14 protein-coding genes and 1 pseudogene are annotated in these 15630 nt (G+C 70.0%); 5 read left to right on the top strand and 10 right to left on the bottom strand.

What is annotated here, in order from left to right:
- Positions 1-281: 281 nt before the first annotated feature.
- The 3 genes from ACFYPJ_RS26860 to ACFYPJ_RS26870 all read right to left on the bottom strand — a co-directional run bounded on the left by ACFYPJ_RS26860 (position 282) and on the right by ACFYPJ_RS26870 (position 3229).
- Positions 282-533 carry a hypothetical protein gene (locus tag ACFYPJ_RS26860; RefSeq protein WP_389022171.1) on the bottom strand — a complete coding sequence of 84 codons (252 nt, stop codon included), beginning with the start codon at positions 531-533 and terminating at the stop codon, positions 282-284.
- Positions 534-829: 296 nt separating this feature from the next.
- On the bottom strand, positions 830-1489 hold the full coding sequence (locus ACFYPJ_RS26865; protein WP_389022328.1) for a TetR/AcrR family transcriptional regulator: 660 nt from the start codon (positions 1487-1489) through the stop codon (positions 830-832).
- A 711-nt stretch (positions 1490-2200) separates the two neighbouring features.
- The gene (locus ACFYPJ_RS26870; protein WP_389022174.1) at positions 2201-3229 is read right to left on the bottom strand and encodes an RNA polymerase sigma factor RpoD/SigA; all 1029 of its coding nucleotides are present in this window, start codon (positions 3227-3229) and stop codon (positions 2201-2203) included.
- Positions 3230-3455: 226 nt separating this feature from the next.
- On the opposite strand from ACFYPJ_RS26870, the gene ACFYPJ_RS26875 reads away from it, so the two are divergent.
- Complete coding sequence (locus tag ACFYPJ_RS26875; RefSeq protein WP_389022177.1) at positions 3456-3974, top strand: GNAT family N-acetyltransferase; 519 nt, start codon at positions 3456-3458, stop codon at positions 3972-3974.
- Between the two features lie 213 nt (positions 3975-4187).
- On the opposite strand, the gene ACFYPJ_RS26880 is transcribed toward ACFYPJ_RS26875, so the two are convergent.
- Positions 4188-4979: a dioxygenase gene (locus ACFYPJ_RS26880; protein WP_389022180.1), complete on the bottom strand. Its 792-nt coding sequence runs from the start codon at positions 4977-4979 to the stop codon at positions 4188-4190.
- A 147-nt stretch (positions 4980-5126) separates the two neighbouring features.
- Here ACFYPJ_RS26880 and ACFYPJ_RS26885 point away from each other — a divergent pair, with 147 nt between their 5' ends.
- A complete protein-coding gene (locus tag ACFYPJ_RS26885; RefSeq protein ID WP_389022183.1) occupies positions 5127-5636 on the top strand; it encodes a MarR family winged helix-turn-helix transcriptional regulator in 510 nt (169 codons plus the stop codon).
- Between the two features lie 22 nt (positions 5637-5658).
- Here the strand turns inward: ACFYPJ_RS26885 and ACFYPJ_RS26890 are convergent, their stop codons facing one another.
- The gene (locus ACFYPJ_RS26890; RefSeq protein ID WP_389022186.1) at positions 5659-7185 is read right to left on the bottom strand and encodes an MFS transporter; all 1527 of its coding nucleotides are present in this window, start codon (positions 7183-7185) and stop codon (positions 5659-5661) included.
- Between the two features lie 230 nt (positions 7186-7415).
- Between ACFYPJ_RS26890 and ACFYPJ_RS26895 the strand changes: the two genes are divergently transcribed.
- Positions 7416-7637 carry a hypothetical protein gene (locus ACFYPJ_RS26895; RefSeq protein ID WP_389022189.1) on the top strand — a complete coding sequence of 74 codons (222 nt, stop codon included), beginning with the start codon at positions 7416-7418 and terminating at the stop codon, positions 7635-7637.
- Positions 7638-7640: 3 nt separating this feature from the next.
- Here the strand turns inward: ACFYPJ_RS26895 and ACFYPJ_RS26900 are convergent, their stop codons facing one another.
- Positions 7641-8285, bottom strand: coding sequence for a TetR/AcrR family transcriptional regulator (locus ACFYPJ_RS26900; protein ID WP_389022192.1), 645 nt, complete (start codon positions 8283-8285; stop codon positions 7641-7643).
- Between the two features lie 269 nt (positions 8286-8554).
- On the opposite strand from ACFYPJ_RS26900, the gene ACFYPJ_RS26905 reads away from it, so the two are divergent.
- Positions 8555-9844, top strand: coding sequence for a M6 family metalloprotease domain-containing protein (locus tag ACFYPJ_RS26905; protein ID WP_389022330.1), 1290 nt, complete (start codon positions 8555-8557; stop codon positions 9842-9844).
- A 201-nt stretch (positions 9845-10045) separates the two neighbouring features.
- Here the strand turns inward: ACFYPJ_RS26905 and pntB are convergent.
- The 4 genes and pseudogenes from pntB to ACFYPJ_RS26925 all read right to left on the bottom strand — a co-directional run bounded on the left by pntB (position 10046) and on the right by ACFYPJ_RS26925 (position 14934).
- Positions 10046-11445, bottom strand: a pseudogene (gene pntB, locus ACFYPJ_RS26910) (Re/Si-specific NAD(P)(+) transhydrogenase subunit beta).
- A 70-nt stretch (positions 11446-11515) separates the two neighbouring features.
- Positions 11516-13078 (bottom strand): Re/Si-specific NAD(P)(+) transhydrogenase subunit alpha, encoded by a 1563-nt coding sequence (locus tag ACFYPJ_RS26915; protein ID WP_389022195.1) that lies wholly within the window; start codon positions 13076-13078, stop codon positions 11516-11518.
- A gap of 46 nt (positions 13079-13124) precedes the next feature.
- On the bottom strand, positions 13125-13607 hold the full coding sequence (locus ACFYPJ_RS26920) for a nuclear transport factor 2 family protein (protein WP_389022198.1): 483 nt from the start codon (positions 13605-13607) through the stop codon (positions 13125-13127).
- 316 nt (positions 13608-13923) lie between these two features.
- Positions 13924-14934, bottom strand: coding sequence for an NADP-dependent oxidoreductase (locus tag ACFYPJ_RS26925; protein ID WP_389022200.1), 1011 nt, complete (start codon positions 14932-14934; stop codon positions 13924-13926).
- 135 nt (positions 14935-15069) lie between these two features.
- Here ACFYPJ_RS26925 and ACFYPJ_RS26930 point away from each other — a divergent pair, with 135 nt between their 5' ends.
- Positions 15070-15615: a TetR/AcrR family transcriptional regulator gene (locus ACFYPJ_RS26930; protein WP_389022203.1), complete on the top strand. Its 546-nt coding sequence runs from the start codon at positions 15070-15072 to the stop codon at positions 15613-15615.
- The last annotated feature ends 15 nt before the right edge of the window (positions 15616-15630 follow it).

Genomic DNA, 15630 nt, shown 5'->3' on the forward strand with positions numbered 1-15630 from the left:
CGCGCGCCGCGTGCTCCTCACGTCCGCACCTGGCAGCGGCTTACACCCGCGCCCGGCGACCGCCGTCGGCCACCAACGCCTGCGGACATCCGTGCCCGGCGACCGCCGCCAGCCACCACCGCCGCCAGCCACCACCGGCGGCCGTCAACCACAACCGACTGCCGACATCCGCACCCGGCGGCAGTTGCTGTCCGCACCCGGCGGCGGGTGATGTCCGTGCACGCGCGCCGATCGGTGTCCGGACCCGGCGCGGCGGCTGATGTCCGGACCCGGCGCGGCCGCTAATACCGGCCGAGTTGCCGCACCAGGCCGGCGAACGCGTCCTGTTCCGCCGGGGTCAGTTCGACGGCCTCCACGTGGGGAGCCGCCTGACGTTGGTGCGGGACGCCGGACAGGATGCGACCCGATCGACCGGCGGTACCCCCGGAGCGGCGCCCGCGCAGCAGAAGCGTCAGCACGCCCGCCCAGGCAACCGCCACCAGGACCAGCAGGCTCGCACCCAGCGTGGCGAGGATGGAGAGGTAGTCAGGCATGCGCCCAGTAGACACCACGGGCCGGAACTTACACCCCGGACCGTGACCTATCTCGCAGGTGCCGTGAATCACTCACAACACCCTAAAAGGACACGCCCGGAACGGGCACGTCACGCCTGATCAGGGGCGTGGGGACGAGGGGGCGTGGGGACGCCGACCGTGCCACTGCCACTGCCACTGCCACTGCCACTGCCACTGCCACTGCCAGGGCGATACCGGGCCGATGGCGGTGGCGGTGGCGGGCCGGATCATGTGCGGGCGGGGGCGGCCCCGGCAGTTGAAGCGGCTCAGGCGGCTCAGGTCGTCCCGCTCTCCCAGGGGAAGCCGCGCAGCGCGCTCAGGTTGCGCAGCGCGAGCGACGCGGGGCCCTCCTCCCCCGAGGCCGCCGCCGAACCCGCCGCCCATGCTTCCACGGCCACCCGCACCGCCGCGCTCGCCACCGCCGCGGCGAACCGGATCTCCGGCGTCAGCGAGGCGCCGTCACCGGCGCCTTCCCGCCCTGGGACCCTGGCACCGGCGCCCGGCCCGCCCAGCCGCGCCGCCAGGTTCTCCGCCAGCATCCACTCCGCCGCCTGGCACACCTCGGCCCACACCCGGCGCAGCCCGGGACTGGTGTGGGCGAGGCGGACGAGGGTGCGGACCCACTCCCAGGATGCGACGGAGATCCCGGTGTCGGGGGTGAGGATGTATCGGGTGGCGTGTTCCAGTGCCGCGGGCAGGGAGAGGTCGGCTGGTGCGTCGCGTACCGCGTCCGCCCAGCGCCGGCCGCCCTCGGCATAGAGCGGGGCGACGGCCTCCTCCTTGGTGGCGAAGTACCGGTAGAAGGTGCGCGGGGCGATGCCGGCAGCCTGGGCGATGTCCTCGGCGCGGGTGGCACGCAGACCCCGGCTCACGAAGAGGCGGGCCGCCGTGCGGGCGATCTCCCGACGGGTCTCTGCCTTGCGCCGCTCGGTCAGGGAGGCCGTGGAAGCGCACGGCAGGACGGAAAAGAGCTGGTCAAAGCCGCAACCGAGGGGACTAGGGGTGGTCACGTCGGCAGGTTATGCCCCTGTGGCAGAATCTGCCATCCGGTGGGCCACCCCGGGGTTCAGGTACGGGGTGACCCACCGTTTCCGCCGAGAACCACGGACGACCAGCGAACGACCGGGGACGGGGAACGCCCGGGGAACGGCCGGCGAAGCGCCCGGCCGACCCCGCGCCCAGCCGAACGGCCGAACGGCCGGCGAAACGACAGACCGGGCTGCCGGTGAACACGCCGGCGAACCGGACAAGGCCGTACGGCCCACCGGAGATCGCAAACGAGACACGCCGTACACACGCCCGTACAAGAACCCGCACCGGCCGAGGAACGAAAAGAGAAGCCGGGCTCCGGCGCCCGGGGGGGGTAGGCGCCGAAGCCCGGCTCTGGGAAGGTCCCGGCGCCGGGGGGGAGTGCGTCGGGACGTGGCTCTGGGGAACGTGTGCGGCCGTGGGACCGCGGTCCCTGGCCTGCGAACCCCAACTCCTGGGCCCTGAGGGTTTGTTCCCGGGGGCCGGGGAGTTGAAGCGACGGTACACAGCCATGTTTGCGCGGTCTTCCGCCACCCGGCGTACGCGGGAGGCGGCACTCGCACCACACCTGTCGCGAAGGAGCTTCGCACCCGTCAGGTGCGGCCCGCTCCCGTCGCTCACGCGGCGGCGTCGAAACCGGTCTGGCGGGCCAGCTTCTTCAGTTCGAGGAGCGCGTGCTTCTCGATCTGGCGGATGCGTTCACGCGTCAGTCCGTGCTCCTTGCCGACCTCGGTGAGCGTGCGCTCCCGGCCGTCCTCGATGCCGTACCGCATCTTGATGATGGATGCCGTGCGCTCGTCCAGGCGGCCGATCAGTTCGTCCAGGCCCTCGCTGCGCAGCAGTGTGAGCACGGACTGCTCGGGCGAGACCGCCGAGGTGTCCTCCAGCAGGTCGCCGAACTGGGTCTCGCCCTCGTCGTCCACCGCCATGTTCAGCGAGACCGGGTCACGGGCCCAGTCGAGCACGTCGATGACGCGTTCCGGCGTGGAGCCCAGTTCCGTGGCGATCTCCGCGGGCTCGGGGTCGCGGCCGTTCTCCCGGTTGAACTCGCGCTGCACGCGTCGGATCCGGCCCAGTTCCTCGACCAGGTGGACGGGCAGCCGGATGGTGCGGGACTGGTCCGCGATCGACCGGGTGATCGCCTGGCGGATCCACCACGTGGCGTAGGTCGAGAACTTGAAGCCCTTGCGGTAGTCGAACTTCTCGACCGCGCGCACCAGGCCGGCGTTGCCCTCCTGGACCAGGTCCAGCAGGGGCAGGCCGCTGCGCGGATAGCGCCGGGCGACGGCCACGACCAGGCGGAGGTTGGAGCGGATGAAGATGTCCTTGGCCCGCTCCCCGTCGGCGACCAGGGCCTCCAGTTCCTCACGGGTGGGGTCCGAACGGGACTGCTCCTCGCCGTCGAGGACTTGCTGCGCGAACACACCCGCTTCTATGGTCTGGGACAGTTCGACTTCCTTGGCGGCGTCGAGCAGTGGTGTACGCGCGATCTCGTCGAGATACATGCCGACCAGATCGCGGTCCGCGATCTCGCCGCCACGGGCGCGGGCGCTGGTCGCCGAGTCTGCCGTCTCTCCCCCAGAGCCGATTGCCTGGGAGGTACCCCCACGGGCGGACTGACGACGGGCGACGGCACGGGTTGCCATGCGTGCTCCCTTTCGAATCGGGGTCCCCCTGTCCGGCCGGAGCCGGGCCTCAGGGGAGGGCTGGCGGGTGTTCCTTGCGGACACTCAGCACTTCGAGAACTCCTGAGACTCTCGTCGAGTGCCCGGCATCCGAAGGAAACAACGACTGTAATCCGGACAGAATTCCCAACCCGCCCACCAGTTTTTCTGATCATGCAGTACCCTGTGCCGCCACGGGGGAGGCGTGATGCCGTCGGAACGTACAGAGGTCCAGGTCAGGCCGGGGAACGAGAGCGATCTCGAAGCCCTTACCGATCTCTACAACCACTACGTACGCAAGACGCCCATCACCTTCGACACCAGGGTCTTCACTCCGCAGGAGCGCCGCCCTTGGCTGCTCTCCCACCCGGAAGACGGTCCGCACCGCCTGTTGGTTGCCGTGGAGCCGGAGTGTGAGGAGATTCTCGGCTACGTCACGTCGAGCCCTCATCGTCCGAAGCCCGCGTACGGCACCTCGGTGGAGACCACGGTGTATGTCGCACCGCACGCGGTCCGCCGGGGCATCGGGACGCTGCTCTACACGGCCCTCTTCGCGGCCCTGCCCGGCGAGGACCTGCACCGCGCCTATGCGGGCATCACCCAGCCCAACGCGGCGTCGACCCGACTGCACGAGCGGTTCGGTTTCCGGTACGTCGGCACGTACCGCGAGGTGGGCCGCAAGTTCGGGCAGTACTGGGATGTGGCCTGGTACGAGAAGGACCTGTGACCCGAGGCGCCACCACTGCACGCACGGGCCTCTCAGCCCGACGCACCCCGCGCCTCGCACGCCTTTCGCCCCGCACCCCCGCTGCACTCCTCGCCCCGCACCCCGCTGCGCTCCTCACCCCGCAGCTCCCTCGACCCGACGCACCCGCGCCTCACACCTCGCGGCCCGCGCACCGTAGAACTCGCCGCCCGCTCACCCCGCACCCCGCGGTGGTCAGCCGAACTGCACCGACCGCTTCGCCATCCCCATCCAGAACCCGTCGATCACCGATTTCGGAGCGGCCGGCCCGCTGTCGCCGGCCGCCGCGCCCATGGTGACGAACAGCGGGGCGAAGTGCTCGGTGCGCGGATGGGCGTACCGGCCGGCCGGGGCCTTGTCGAGGAAGTCGAGCAGGGCGTCCCAGTCGCGGGTTTCCAGGGCGCGGCGGCCCCAGTCGTCGAACTCGGACGACCAGGTGGGCACGCCGCCTCCCGTGTGGCGCAGCGCGGCCAGGTTGTGGGTGAAGAAACCGGAGCCGATGATCAGTACGCCCTCGTCGCGCAGCGGTGCCAGCCTCCGGCCGATCTCCATCAGGCGCACCGGATCGAGGGTCGGCATGGAGATCTGCAGGACGGGGAGGTCGGCCGCGGGGAACATCTCGACCAAGGGGACGTACGCCCCGTGGTCGAGGCCGCGGTCCGGGATGTCCTGGACCGGGGTGCCGGGGGCGTGCAGCAGCTTGCGCACCGACTCGGCCAGTTCCGGGGCGCCGGGGGCCGCGTAGGTGACCTGGTAGTAGTGCTCCGGGAAGCCCCAGAAGTCATAGACGAGGGGGACGGTCCGGACGGCGCCGAGGGCGAGCGGCGCCTCCTCCCAGTGGGCGGAGACCACGAGGACGGCTTTGGGCCGCGGCAGGTCGGCGGACCAGGCGGCCAGCTGGCCGGGCCAGATCGGGTCGTCGGCGAGCGGCGGGGCGCCGTGGCTCAGATAGAGGGCGGGCATGCGCTCCGGTGCGGCTGCGGACATGGCGGCGGCTCCCTCCGGCGGCCCGGGCGGTACCGGGCGGCCGATTCCGTGGACGTACACATACTTTAAAACTCAAGCGTTCTGCGTTCTCGAAACCGTACGCCAAACTTGTTCAACATTCAAAAAAATTTCTCGTACAGTGACTTCATGAACACGGCACCCGGCTCCGCCTCGCACCACGGCTGGCTCACCGACGAGGAGCAGTGCGTCTGGCGCTCGTACCTGCACGCCACGACGTTGCTGGAGGACCACCTCGACCGCCAGTTGCAGCGCGATGCGGGCATGCCGCACATCTACTACGGCCTGCTCGTCCAGCTCGCCGAGGCCCCGGCGCACCGGCTGCGGATGACCGAGCTGGCCATGAAGGTGAAGATCACCCGCTCCCGGCTCTCGCACGCCGTCGCGCGCCTGGAGAAGAACGGCTGGGTACGCCGCGACGACTGCGACTCCGACAAGCGCGGCCAGTTCGCGGTGCTGACCGAGAAGGGCCACGAGGTGCTGCGACGCGTCGCGCCGGGCCATGTGGCCGCCGTACGGCAGGCGCTGTTCGAGCGGCTGACCCCGCAGCAGCAGAAGGCCCTCGGCGAGATCATGGAGATCGTCGCCGAGGGCCTTCAGCCGAACGATGCGGGCGCGGACCTGCCCTGGCTCCGCTGAGCCGAGCGGGCGCCGCGGTGCCTCAGTGGGCGACCACCGGCACCGCCACCTCGTCGTCGGCGCCCGCACCGGCGACCACCGCGCCGCCGCCCGGCCGGCCGGCGTTGACGAGGGTCAGGGCGATGGCCGCCGCGACCACGAGGATGCCGACCGCGCACCAGATCGCGCTGCTGTAGCCGTGCACAATGCCCTGGAGCTGGACCAGCTGCCGCTGCGGCCCGGTCGCCGCGGTGGCGATGTGGTCCTTGATGTACGCGGTGGTCGCGGAGGCGGCGATCGTGTTCAGCAGGGCCGTACCGACCGCGCCGCCCACCTGCTGCGAGGTGTTGACCATCGCGGAGGCGACACCGGCGTCCCGCGGCTGGACCCCCTGCGTGGCCAGCGCCATGGCGGGCATGAACGCCGTACCCATGCCGAGGCCGAGCAGCATCATCGCGGGCAGCACCACCGAGGCGTAGGACGAGCCGATCTCCAGCTGGGCCAGCAGCAGCATGCCCACCGCGGCGAGCAGGAAGCCGGGGCCCATCAGCAGCCGGGGCGCGACCCGGGTCATCAGGCGGGCACCGATCTGCGTCGAGCCGGTGATCATGCACGCGACCATCGGCATGAAGGCGAAGCCGGTCTGGATCGGCGAGTAGCCCTTGACTACCTGGAGGTAGTACGTCAGGAACAGGAAGGTGCCGAACATGGCGATGATCGCGAGACCCAGCGAGAGGTAGACGCCGCCGCGGTTGCGGTCGGTGACCACGCGCAGGGGCAGCAGCGGGGCCTTGACCCTGGCCTCGGTGACGACGAAGGCCACCAGCAGCACCACCGACGCGACGAGCAGCCCGATGGTCATCGCGTCGCTCCAGCCGTCGGACTCGGCGCGGGTGAAGCCGTAGACCAGCGAGACCAGGCCCAGGGTGGACAGGATGACGCCGGGGATGTCGAGCGGGGAGCGGTTGCGGCTGCCCTCCGGCTCACGGATGACGAAGTAGGCGCCGGCCGCCGCGACGATCGCGAACGGGATGTTGACGAAGAAGGTCCAGCGCCAGTCGAGGTACTCGGTGAGCACACCGCCGAGGATCAGGCCGACGGCGCCGCCGCCACCGGCGATCGCGCCGTAGATGCCGAACGCCTTGGCGCGCTCCCGGGCATCCGTGAACATCACGGCGAGCAGGGACAGCGCGGCAGGGGCGAGCAGGGCGCCGAAGACACCCTGGAGGGCGCGGGCGCCGAACATCGTCGAACCGTTGGTCGCCACACCGCCGAGCGCGGACGCGACGGCGAAACCGGCCAGACCCAGGACGAAGGCGCGCTTGCGGCCCCACAGGTCGGCTATCCGGCCGCCGAACAGGAGCAGTCCGCCGAAGGCGAGCGCGTAGGCCGTGACGACCCACTGCCGGTTGGCGTCGGAGATGCCCAGGTCGGTCTGGGCGGAGGGCAGGGCGATGTTCACGATGGTGGCGTCGAGGACGACCATCAGCTGGGCGAGCGCGATGAAGACGAGCGCTTTCCAGCGGTTGGCATCGGGGACGCCGAGAGCCTTGGAGGCTGTTTCAGACATGGAGGTACCCATTTCGGGACTTCGGGACTTCAAGACCTTCAGCGGGGAAGGCCGGGACGTCGTGTTGGAGGAAGCGATCGAGAAGCGGTGACGAGGTGGGCCATGGCGAAGTGGTCGAAGGAGATGCGCTTGAAGGAGGCGCGGCCGAAGGCGACGTGATCGAAAGCGATGCGATCGACGGCGCTGCGATCGAAGGCGACGTGGCCTAAGAAGAGGCGATCGAAGGCGGTGTGACCCAAGAGAAGGCGATCGAAGGCGATGTGGTTCAAGAAGAGGTCATCGATGGTGGAGTGGTCGAAGAAGAGGTGATTGAACGTGAGTTTGCCGAAGAATGGGTGAACATATGTTCGATCATGTGGGAAGGCAGGGTGAAGCGATCGATGGTGAACGGCACGTCGCCAGTGACGGCCGAAGGGCATGTGCCTGAGGACCGGGCCACGGCCCGGAACTGAGCGTCAGACCCGGCGCAGGTCCTCCAGGGTCGCCGCCGTACCCGGCAGGACGGAACGGGCCGGAGCCCGCAGCCCGTCCAGGAACAGCTGCAGGTGACGGTGGACGAAGCGGTCCACGCCGAAGCAGCCGACCCCGGCCGGCGGCCGGGACAGCTGGGCCACGGCGACCGTCACATCACCGACGCCCACGTCCGGCCGGAGCTGGCCGGCCGCCTTGGCACGGTCCATGACCTCGTTGATGAGGCGCTCGGTACGCTCCCGCGCGGCCTCCAGATCGGGGTGGTCCCGGTCGAAGGTGCTGGAGACCATCGGACACAGCGCGCTGATCCGCTCGTCGGCAGCGGTGTGCACGAACCGTTCCAGCGCCGCGAAGGCGTCCCCCGTCTCCGCGAGCGCCTCCTCGGCCGCCAGCGCCGTACGGTCCATCACGGAGCAGACGACCTCGCACACGAGGGCGTCACGGTCGGGGAAGTTGCGGTACACCGTGGCGTTGCCGACGCCGGCCCGGCGGGCGATCTCGTCGAGCGGCACGTCCGGCCCGTACTCGACGAACATCTCCCGGGCGGCGCCGACGATCCGCTCCCGGTTGCGCAGGGCGTCGGCACGGGGCCTGGATGCCTTGCGCTGCACGGCGGTCGCGGTCTGCACGGCGTACTCCTCGGTGGTCTTGAGCCGGTCATTCTGGTCGGTCCGGAGATCAGAAACAGCCCCCTTCGCTCCGACGCAGATCTAAACGGGGAAACGATCCCCGGTTATTTCCCGCCCCGGCGACGAATCCCTGTGACCTGACTCACATTCATACGGTCGAGAAACCCACGATCGGTCTCCTCCAGCGCGCGCCGAGCGACAGGTCGGCACAGGGTGATCGCAAGGGTGCAGCCGGTGACCGGTGGCTGCCGTGGAGCGAAAGGCCCATGATGCAGCCGCAGCCGATCGCCCGTCGGATACGCCCGCGGCGTGTAGCCGCACTCGCGTCCGTGACCGTCCTGACGCTGGCGGTCAGCACCTCCGCCGGAACCGGTCACCTCAGCTCCGGCGCCTCCGCCACGGGTGCCGGCTCGGCCGCTGCCCTCGCCCGCAAGACCGCCCTCGCCCCCTGCCTGATCAACGGCGCCCACGAAGTACAGATGACGGAAGGCGTCCCCACCTCCGGCGGCTACTCCCCGTCCACCGGCACCGTCCGCGCACTGACCCTGATGGTCGACTTCCCCGACGCGCCCGGCGAGGGCGACGCCCTCGACCGCTTCCGCGAGTTCTTCCCGCAGACGCAGGAGTGGTTCCGCACGGCATCCTACGGCCGTCTCGACTACCGCCCCGAGACCCCGATACCGACCTGGCTGCGGATGCCGAAGGCGTTCGCGGACTACGGCATAGAGCGCGGCGCCCCCTTCGACCCCGGCTACCGTCAACTGGTCCAGGACATCGTGGCCGCCGCCGACCCCGCCGTGGACTTCAAGTCGTACGACCTTCTGAACGTGCTCGTCAGTCCCGACGCCGGCCCCTCCGCTCTGGACACGGTGCTGTCCGTGACCTTCGCCGGCAACGGTGAGGCGCCCGTCGCCGACGGAGTTCCCGTCGCCAACGCCTCCTTCGTCTACTCCCGCCAGGACGACGGCTCCGGCTCCTACGCGCACACCGGCTTTCGCGTACTCCCCCACGAGAACGGCCATGTCTTCGGCCTGCCCGACCTCTACACCCAGGACGGCGGCGGCGCGGTCGGCCACTGGGACATCATGAGCGAGGACTGGGGCGCCAACAACGACCTGCTCGGCTGGCACAAGTGGAAGCTGGGCTGGCTCGACGCCGACCAGGTGAGCTGCGCGGCCGCCCGGGGCCCCAAGGAGTACACGCTGACCCCGCTGTTCCGGACCGGCGGCCAGAAACTCGCCTTCGTCCCGCTCACCGCGCACACCGGCTACGCCCTCGAACTGCGCAGCCACGGCGGCAACGACGAGGACGTCTGCCACCCCGGCGTCCTGATCTACAAGGTCGACGCGAACGTCGACACCGGACGCGGGCCCGTCACGGTGTACGACGCCCACCGCGACAGCGGCGGCTGCACCCGCAGCCCCAACGTCCACGCCGAACTCTCCGACGCCCCCTTCGCCCCGGGGGAAACCTTCAAGGACCCGCACCACGGCATCACCATCGAGGTGATGGCCGCGGAGCACGACGGGGACGTCAAGGTGCGGGTGCAACGGAAGTAGCCGACGCCGGCCTCCTCGGGCCGCCGCTGCCCCTCGACCGCGCCCGACCGCGTACATCCATCCGTCGGAGTCCACCCCGAAACGGCGACCGAGGGCGAACCCAGCCACGGTCGAGACGTACCCGCTTCACCGCGGCGCCCTTGTGTTCGGCCCTCGGGCCGGGCGGCTCGACCGGGGACGTTTCCCGGGAGCCTCGCCGCGTCACAGGTGCCGGAGGATGTCCTCGACGCGCTCCTTGGCGTCGCCGAAGAGCATGGCGGTGTTCTCGCGGAAGAGGAGCGGGTTCTGCACTCCGGCGTATCCGGTGGCCATGGACCGCTTGAGGACCACGACGTTGTCGGCCTCCCACACGCGCAGTACCGGCATTCCGGCGATCGGGCTTCCCGGGTCCTCGGCGGCGGCGGGGTTGACGGTGTCGTTGGCTCCTATGACGAGGACGACCGAGGTGCCGGCGAGATCGTCGTTGATCTCGTCCATCTCCAGGACGATGTCGTAGGGCACCTTCGCCTCGGCCAGCAGCACGTTCATGTGTCCGGGGAGCCGGCCTGCGACGGGGTGGATGCCGAAGGTGACGTCGACGCCTCGGTCGCGAAGCTTGGCCGTGAGGTCCGCGACCGGGTACTGGGCCTGGGCGACGGCCATGCCGTAGCCCGGAACGATGGCGACACTGGCGGCGTTCCTGAGCAGGCCGGCCGTCTCCGCGGCGGTGGTCTCACGGTTCTCCCCGTCTTCGGCACCGCTGCCGGCGGCGGGGGCTTCGAGGCCGAAGCCGCCTGTGATGACGGAGAGGAAGGACCGGTTCATGGCCCGGCACATGACGTACGACAGGTAGGCGCCGGAGGAGCCGACCAGCGCGCCGGTGACGATGAGCAGGTCGTTGTCGAGCAGGAAGCCGGCCGCCGCGGCGGCCCAGCCCGAGTAGCTGTTCAGCATCGAGACGACCACCGGCATGTCACCGCCGCCGATGGAGGCGACCAGGTGCCAGCCCAGTGCCAGTGCGAGCGCGGTGACGGTCACCAGCAGCCACAGCCGCGGCTCGGTGACGTACCAGGCCGTCAGCGCCGCGAAAGCCGCCGGCGCACCGACGTTGAGGAGGTTCTTTCCGGGCGGCATCAGCGGGGCGGACTTGATCCTCGCGGACAGCTTGAGAAACGCCACGATCGAACCGGTGAAGGTCACCGCCCCGATGAACACCCCGACGAACACCTCGGCGTGGTGGATCCTCAGCAGCGATCCGGTCAGCTGTGGTTCGGCCAGGTGGCCGTCCCAGCCGACCAGGACGGCGGTGGCGCGACGAAGCTGTGCAGCAGCGCGATGAGTTGGGGCATCCCCGTCATCTCCACCACGCGGGCACGCCAGATTCCGATGCCCGCGCCGATGAGCACCGCGGTCGTCAGCAGCACGATGCCCGGCGTCCGGGCTGGTGCGGAGCCTTGGTCGTAGGAGAGCCAGACTGTGGCGGCGAGCGCGGTGGCCATGCCCGAGATGCCGTAGGTGACACCGGAGCGGGAGGTCTCGTGGTTGCTGAGGCCGGCGAGGCTCAGGATGAACAGCAGGGCAGCGACCAGGTAGGCCGCGCCTGCGGCGGATGCTGCGGTCAGCAGACCGGGAACAGTGTCGGACACAGCTCGATTTCCTTGAATTGCGTGGTGTGTGCCTGCCGCGTCGCGGTCAGCGGGCGGTCCGCTCGGCCGTGGAGAACATCGCGAGCGTGCGGCGTGTGACGGCGAAGCCGCCGAAGATGTTGACGCCGGCCAGCAGGACCGCGGCGCAGGCGAGCAGTTGGACGGGCGGATCGTCCTGGGTGATCTGGAGCGCGGCGCCCACGAAGACGACGCCGGAGATCGCGTTCGTCACCGACATCAACGGTGTGTGCAAGGCGTGCTGCACCTTTCCGATGACGTAGAAGCCGATCACGACCGACAGGGCCAGGACCGTGAAGTGCTGGGGCAGCGGGGCCGGGGCGGTGGCGGTGACGCCGAACAGCACGGCGAAACCGGCAGCGAGGAGGGCTGCTCTGCGTCCGCGGCGCGGCCCGCTGTTCACGGCCCGGTGTGTGGTCTTCTGCCCCACTGCCGGTTCGGTCGATGTCGGCTGGGGAGCCGCGGAGACCTGTACGGGTGGCGGCGGCCACGTCTTGTCACCGTCGCGTACGACGGTGACGGACCGCTGGACCACGTCGTCGAAGTCGATGGTCAGCTCGCCGTCCTTGCCGGGCGTCAGCAGCTTCAGCAGGTTGACCAGGTTGGTGCCGTAGAGCTGGGACGCCTGCGCGGGCAGGCGTCCGGGCAGGTCGGTGTACCCGAGGATGACCAGGCCGTTGTCGGTGACGACTCGCTCGCCGGAGACCGATCCCGCCACGTTGCCGCCCTGGGCGGCTGCCATGTCGACGATGACGCTGCCCGATTTCATGCTCGCCACGTCCGCGGCCGTGATCAGCCTCGGTGCCGGGCGGCCCGGGATGAGGGCGGTGGTGATGATGATGTCGGCCTCGCGGGCCTGCTCGGAGTAGATCTCCGTGGCCCGGCGGTCGTACGCCTCGCTCGTGGCCTTCGCGTAGCCGTCGGAGGACTCCATCACCTCCTCGACCTCGACCTTGAGGTACTCGCCGCCGATGGACTTCACCTGGTCGGCCACCTCGGGCCGGGGGTCGGTCGCGCGGACGATCGCGCCGAGGCTGCTCGCCGCGCCGATCGCCGCCAGGCCCGCCACGCCGGCGCCCGCCACGAGCACCTTGGCCGGGGGCACCTTGCCGGCCGCGGTCACCTGTCCGGTGAAGAACCGGCCGAACTGGGCGGCCGCCTCGATGACGGCCCGGTAGCCGGCGATGTTCGCCATCGAGCTGAGCACGTCCATCGACTGGGCGCGGGAGATGCGCGGTACGGCGTCCACGGCCAGCGCCGTGATGCGGCGCGTGGCGAGCGACTCGACGAGGTCGGGCCGCAGGGCCGGACTGAGCATGCCGATCACCGTCGCTCCGTCGGCCAGCCGCGAGATCTCCTCCTGGGTGGGCGCGTTGACCTTGATCACCACATCGCTCGCCCATGCCTCGCCGGCACCGATGATGCGGGCACCGGCCTCGCCGTACGCCTCGTCCGCGAACGATGCGGCGCTGCCCGCGCCCTTCTCCACCACGACCTCGTACCCGAGTGCTGCCAGCTGCTTCACTGTGCTCGGCGTCGCCGCCACCCGGGTCTCCCCGGCGGGTTCCGCCACTACCCCGAGACGTGTCATATCGCTCTCCTTGTGTCGTCCTTGGTGTCTCGGTGGTCGCTGCGCTTCACACGGCGCTGTCCAGACCGACGAGCAGCTTCGCGATACGCCACTCGCCTTCGGCGTGCTGCAGCGTGAACGTGTAGAAGCCGGTCGAGGCCAGGGCCGGGATCTCCCCTGCGTTCGTCGTCAGCATCAGGTAGGCCCACACCGCTGCGGTGCCGGCGTCCCCACTGCGGAAGAAGATGTTGGTCAGGTGGTGCCTTCGCTGATCGGTCTGTGCTTCCGTCGCACCCCGCACCAGGTCGAGAATCGCCGCGCGTCCGATGAACGGGCCTTGTTCGACCTCGTCGGCGATCACGGCGGTCCAGGTGGCGTCCTCGGTCAGGACGCCCTCCAACGCCACCAGATCCCCGTGATCCAGGGCGAAGACGTAGCGCGCCAGCGTCTGCTGGACGGCGAGTTGCTCTGCGGGGTTGAGATTCACCTCTCCCGCAGGCGTTGCGTTGAGGTGGCTGCTTCCCCAGCCGAAAGCCGCGGTTGTCGTCATGTCAGACCTCGCTCGTGCTCGGTTGTCGGGTGAGAGATTCGGGTGAAAGACGGGGCGTGGTCGGCGAACGCGGCCGCGAAGCGTGCGGTGGGAGGGCCGGTGCGTGACGTCAGCGGCACGCACCGGCCCGCGACCGACCGTTCTGCCGTCAGGCCGCCGGCTCGCCGTCTTCGGTGGCGGTGATGTGCCGGACCGTGGTGTACGCGGCGTCGTCGGGCATCAGGAATACGACCGTCTCGGTGATCTCCTGCGGCGAACCGATGGCCGCCGGCGCCCCGGGGTGACCGTCGGACGCGCCTGTGGAACGGCCCGCTCGTTACTGAGCGGCCGTGAGCACGATCTTGCCCTGGATGTGGCCCCGGGCGGCGCGTTCGTGCGCCGCCCGGGCGTCCGCGAGCGCAAACGTGCTGTCTATCGCCACGCGGATCGTGCCCGCGTCGAGCAGGCGGCCCACTTCGGCGAGTTGCGGGCCGTGCGAGCGGACCTGGGTGCCCGAGACCGTGACGCCCAGCTTCGCGACCTCTTCCTCGTCGTACTCCCCGAAGAACACGGGGAACAGGGCGCCTCCGCGCTTGAGCGCGCGCAGGAAGCGACTGCTCTCACTGCCGCCGACGGCGTCGAGAACAAGGTCGGCGTCGTTCACGAGTTCCTCGGGACGGCTCTTGGTGTAGTCGATGAACTCGTCGGCGCCCAGCTCGCGCAGGAACGCTTCGTGCGCGCCCGACGCCACCGCGATGACCCGTGCACCCCTCCACTTCGCCAGCTGCAGACCGAAGTGCCCCACGCCGCCCGCAGCCCCGTTGACGAGCACCGTCGCCCCGTCGAGGGCCACCGGGATGTGCCGTGCTTCCTGGAAGGGCGAGGGGTGATCGTGTCCGAGCTCGATCATGAACTGCCACGCCGTCAGCAGGGACATGGGCGCCCCGGCCGCGTGGACGTGATCGATGCCGGCCGGCTTGCGCGCGAGGTCCGACGCGGGCGCGGCCACGTATTCGGCGTACGCCCGGCCGTCGAAGCTGGGAAAACGGAGGAGCCCGTAGACCTCGTCACCGACGGAGAAGTCCTCGACGTCCGCGGCGACGGCCTCGACGACGCCCGACACGTCCGTCCCCGGGATCACCGGCAGGTCGAACTTCGGCCGCACCTCCGGGGGGATGTTGCTCAGCCCGTCGCGCAGGTACCAGTCCGGAGGATTGATGCCGACCGCGTGAACGCGGACGAGCACCTCACCCGGCCCCGGCACGGGAATCTGCACCTCGTCGTAGCTCAGAACCTCAGGGCCGCCGTGCTCATGCAGCCGGATCGCCTTCATTGTGCGTGCTGGCATCGTTTTCTCCTGCCCCTGCCTGGGGGTACGCTGACTGGATCAGTGATCCGTTTATCCGGACCGCTGATCCGAATATATGGACCACCGATCCGGATCGTCAAGTGGACCACCGATCCGGATAGACAGGAGGGGTAGATGCGGGCCGACGCCAGGAAGAACCGTGACCACCTGCTCGCAGTCGCGGGCAGCGTCATCACCGAGCAGGGCACCGAGGCGTCGCTGCGCGACATCGCGCGCAGGGCCGACATGGGACTCGCCACCCTGCTCCGCCACTTCCCCACCCGCGAGGCGCTGCTCGACGCCCTGCTCCGCACGAGCTTCGATGAGCTGACGGTACGGGCAGGCGAACTCGAAACGTCGAGTTCGCCCGAAGACGCTCTCGTTTCATGGCTGCGCGACTGCGTCGCCGTCGCACACGAGTACCGGGGCGTCACGGAGCTGATGGCGGCCGCCATCGAAGAACCCGAGTCCGCACTCCATGCTTCGTGCGTCGCCATGCGCGCAGCCGGCACGGGGCTCCTCGCCCGTGCTCAGGCCGCGGGCACAGCGCGGACCGACATCGACGGCACCGATCTGTTTGCGCTGGTAGCGGCGCTCGCGTGGCTCGGTGATCAGCCCTCGTTCGCACCACGTGCCGATCACCTTCTCGACGTCGTCGCGAGTGCGATTCTGGCAAGCTGACGAGCGCGCGGAGCG

This window comes from Streptomyces sp. NPDC006012, assembly GCF_042871185.1.
Classification (GTDB): domain Bacteria; phylum Actinomycetota; class Actinomycetes; order Streptomycetales; family Streptomycetaceae; genus Streptomyces.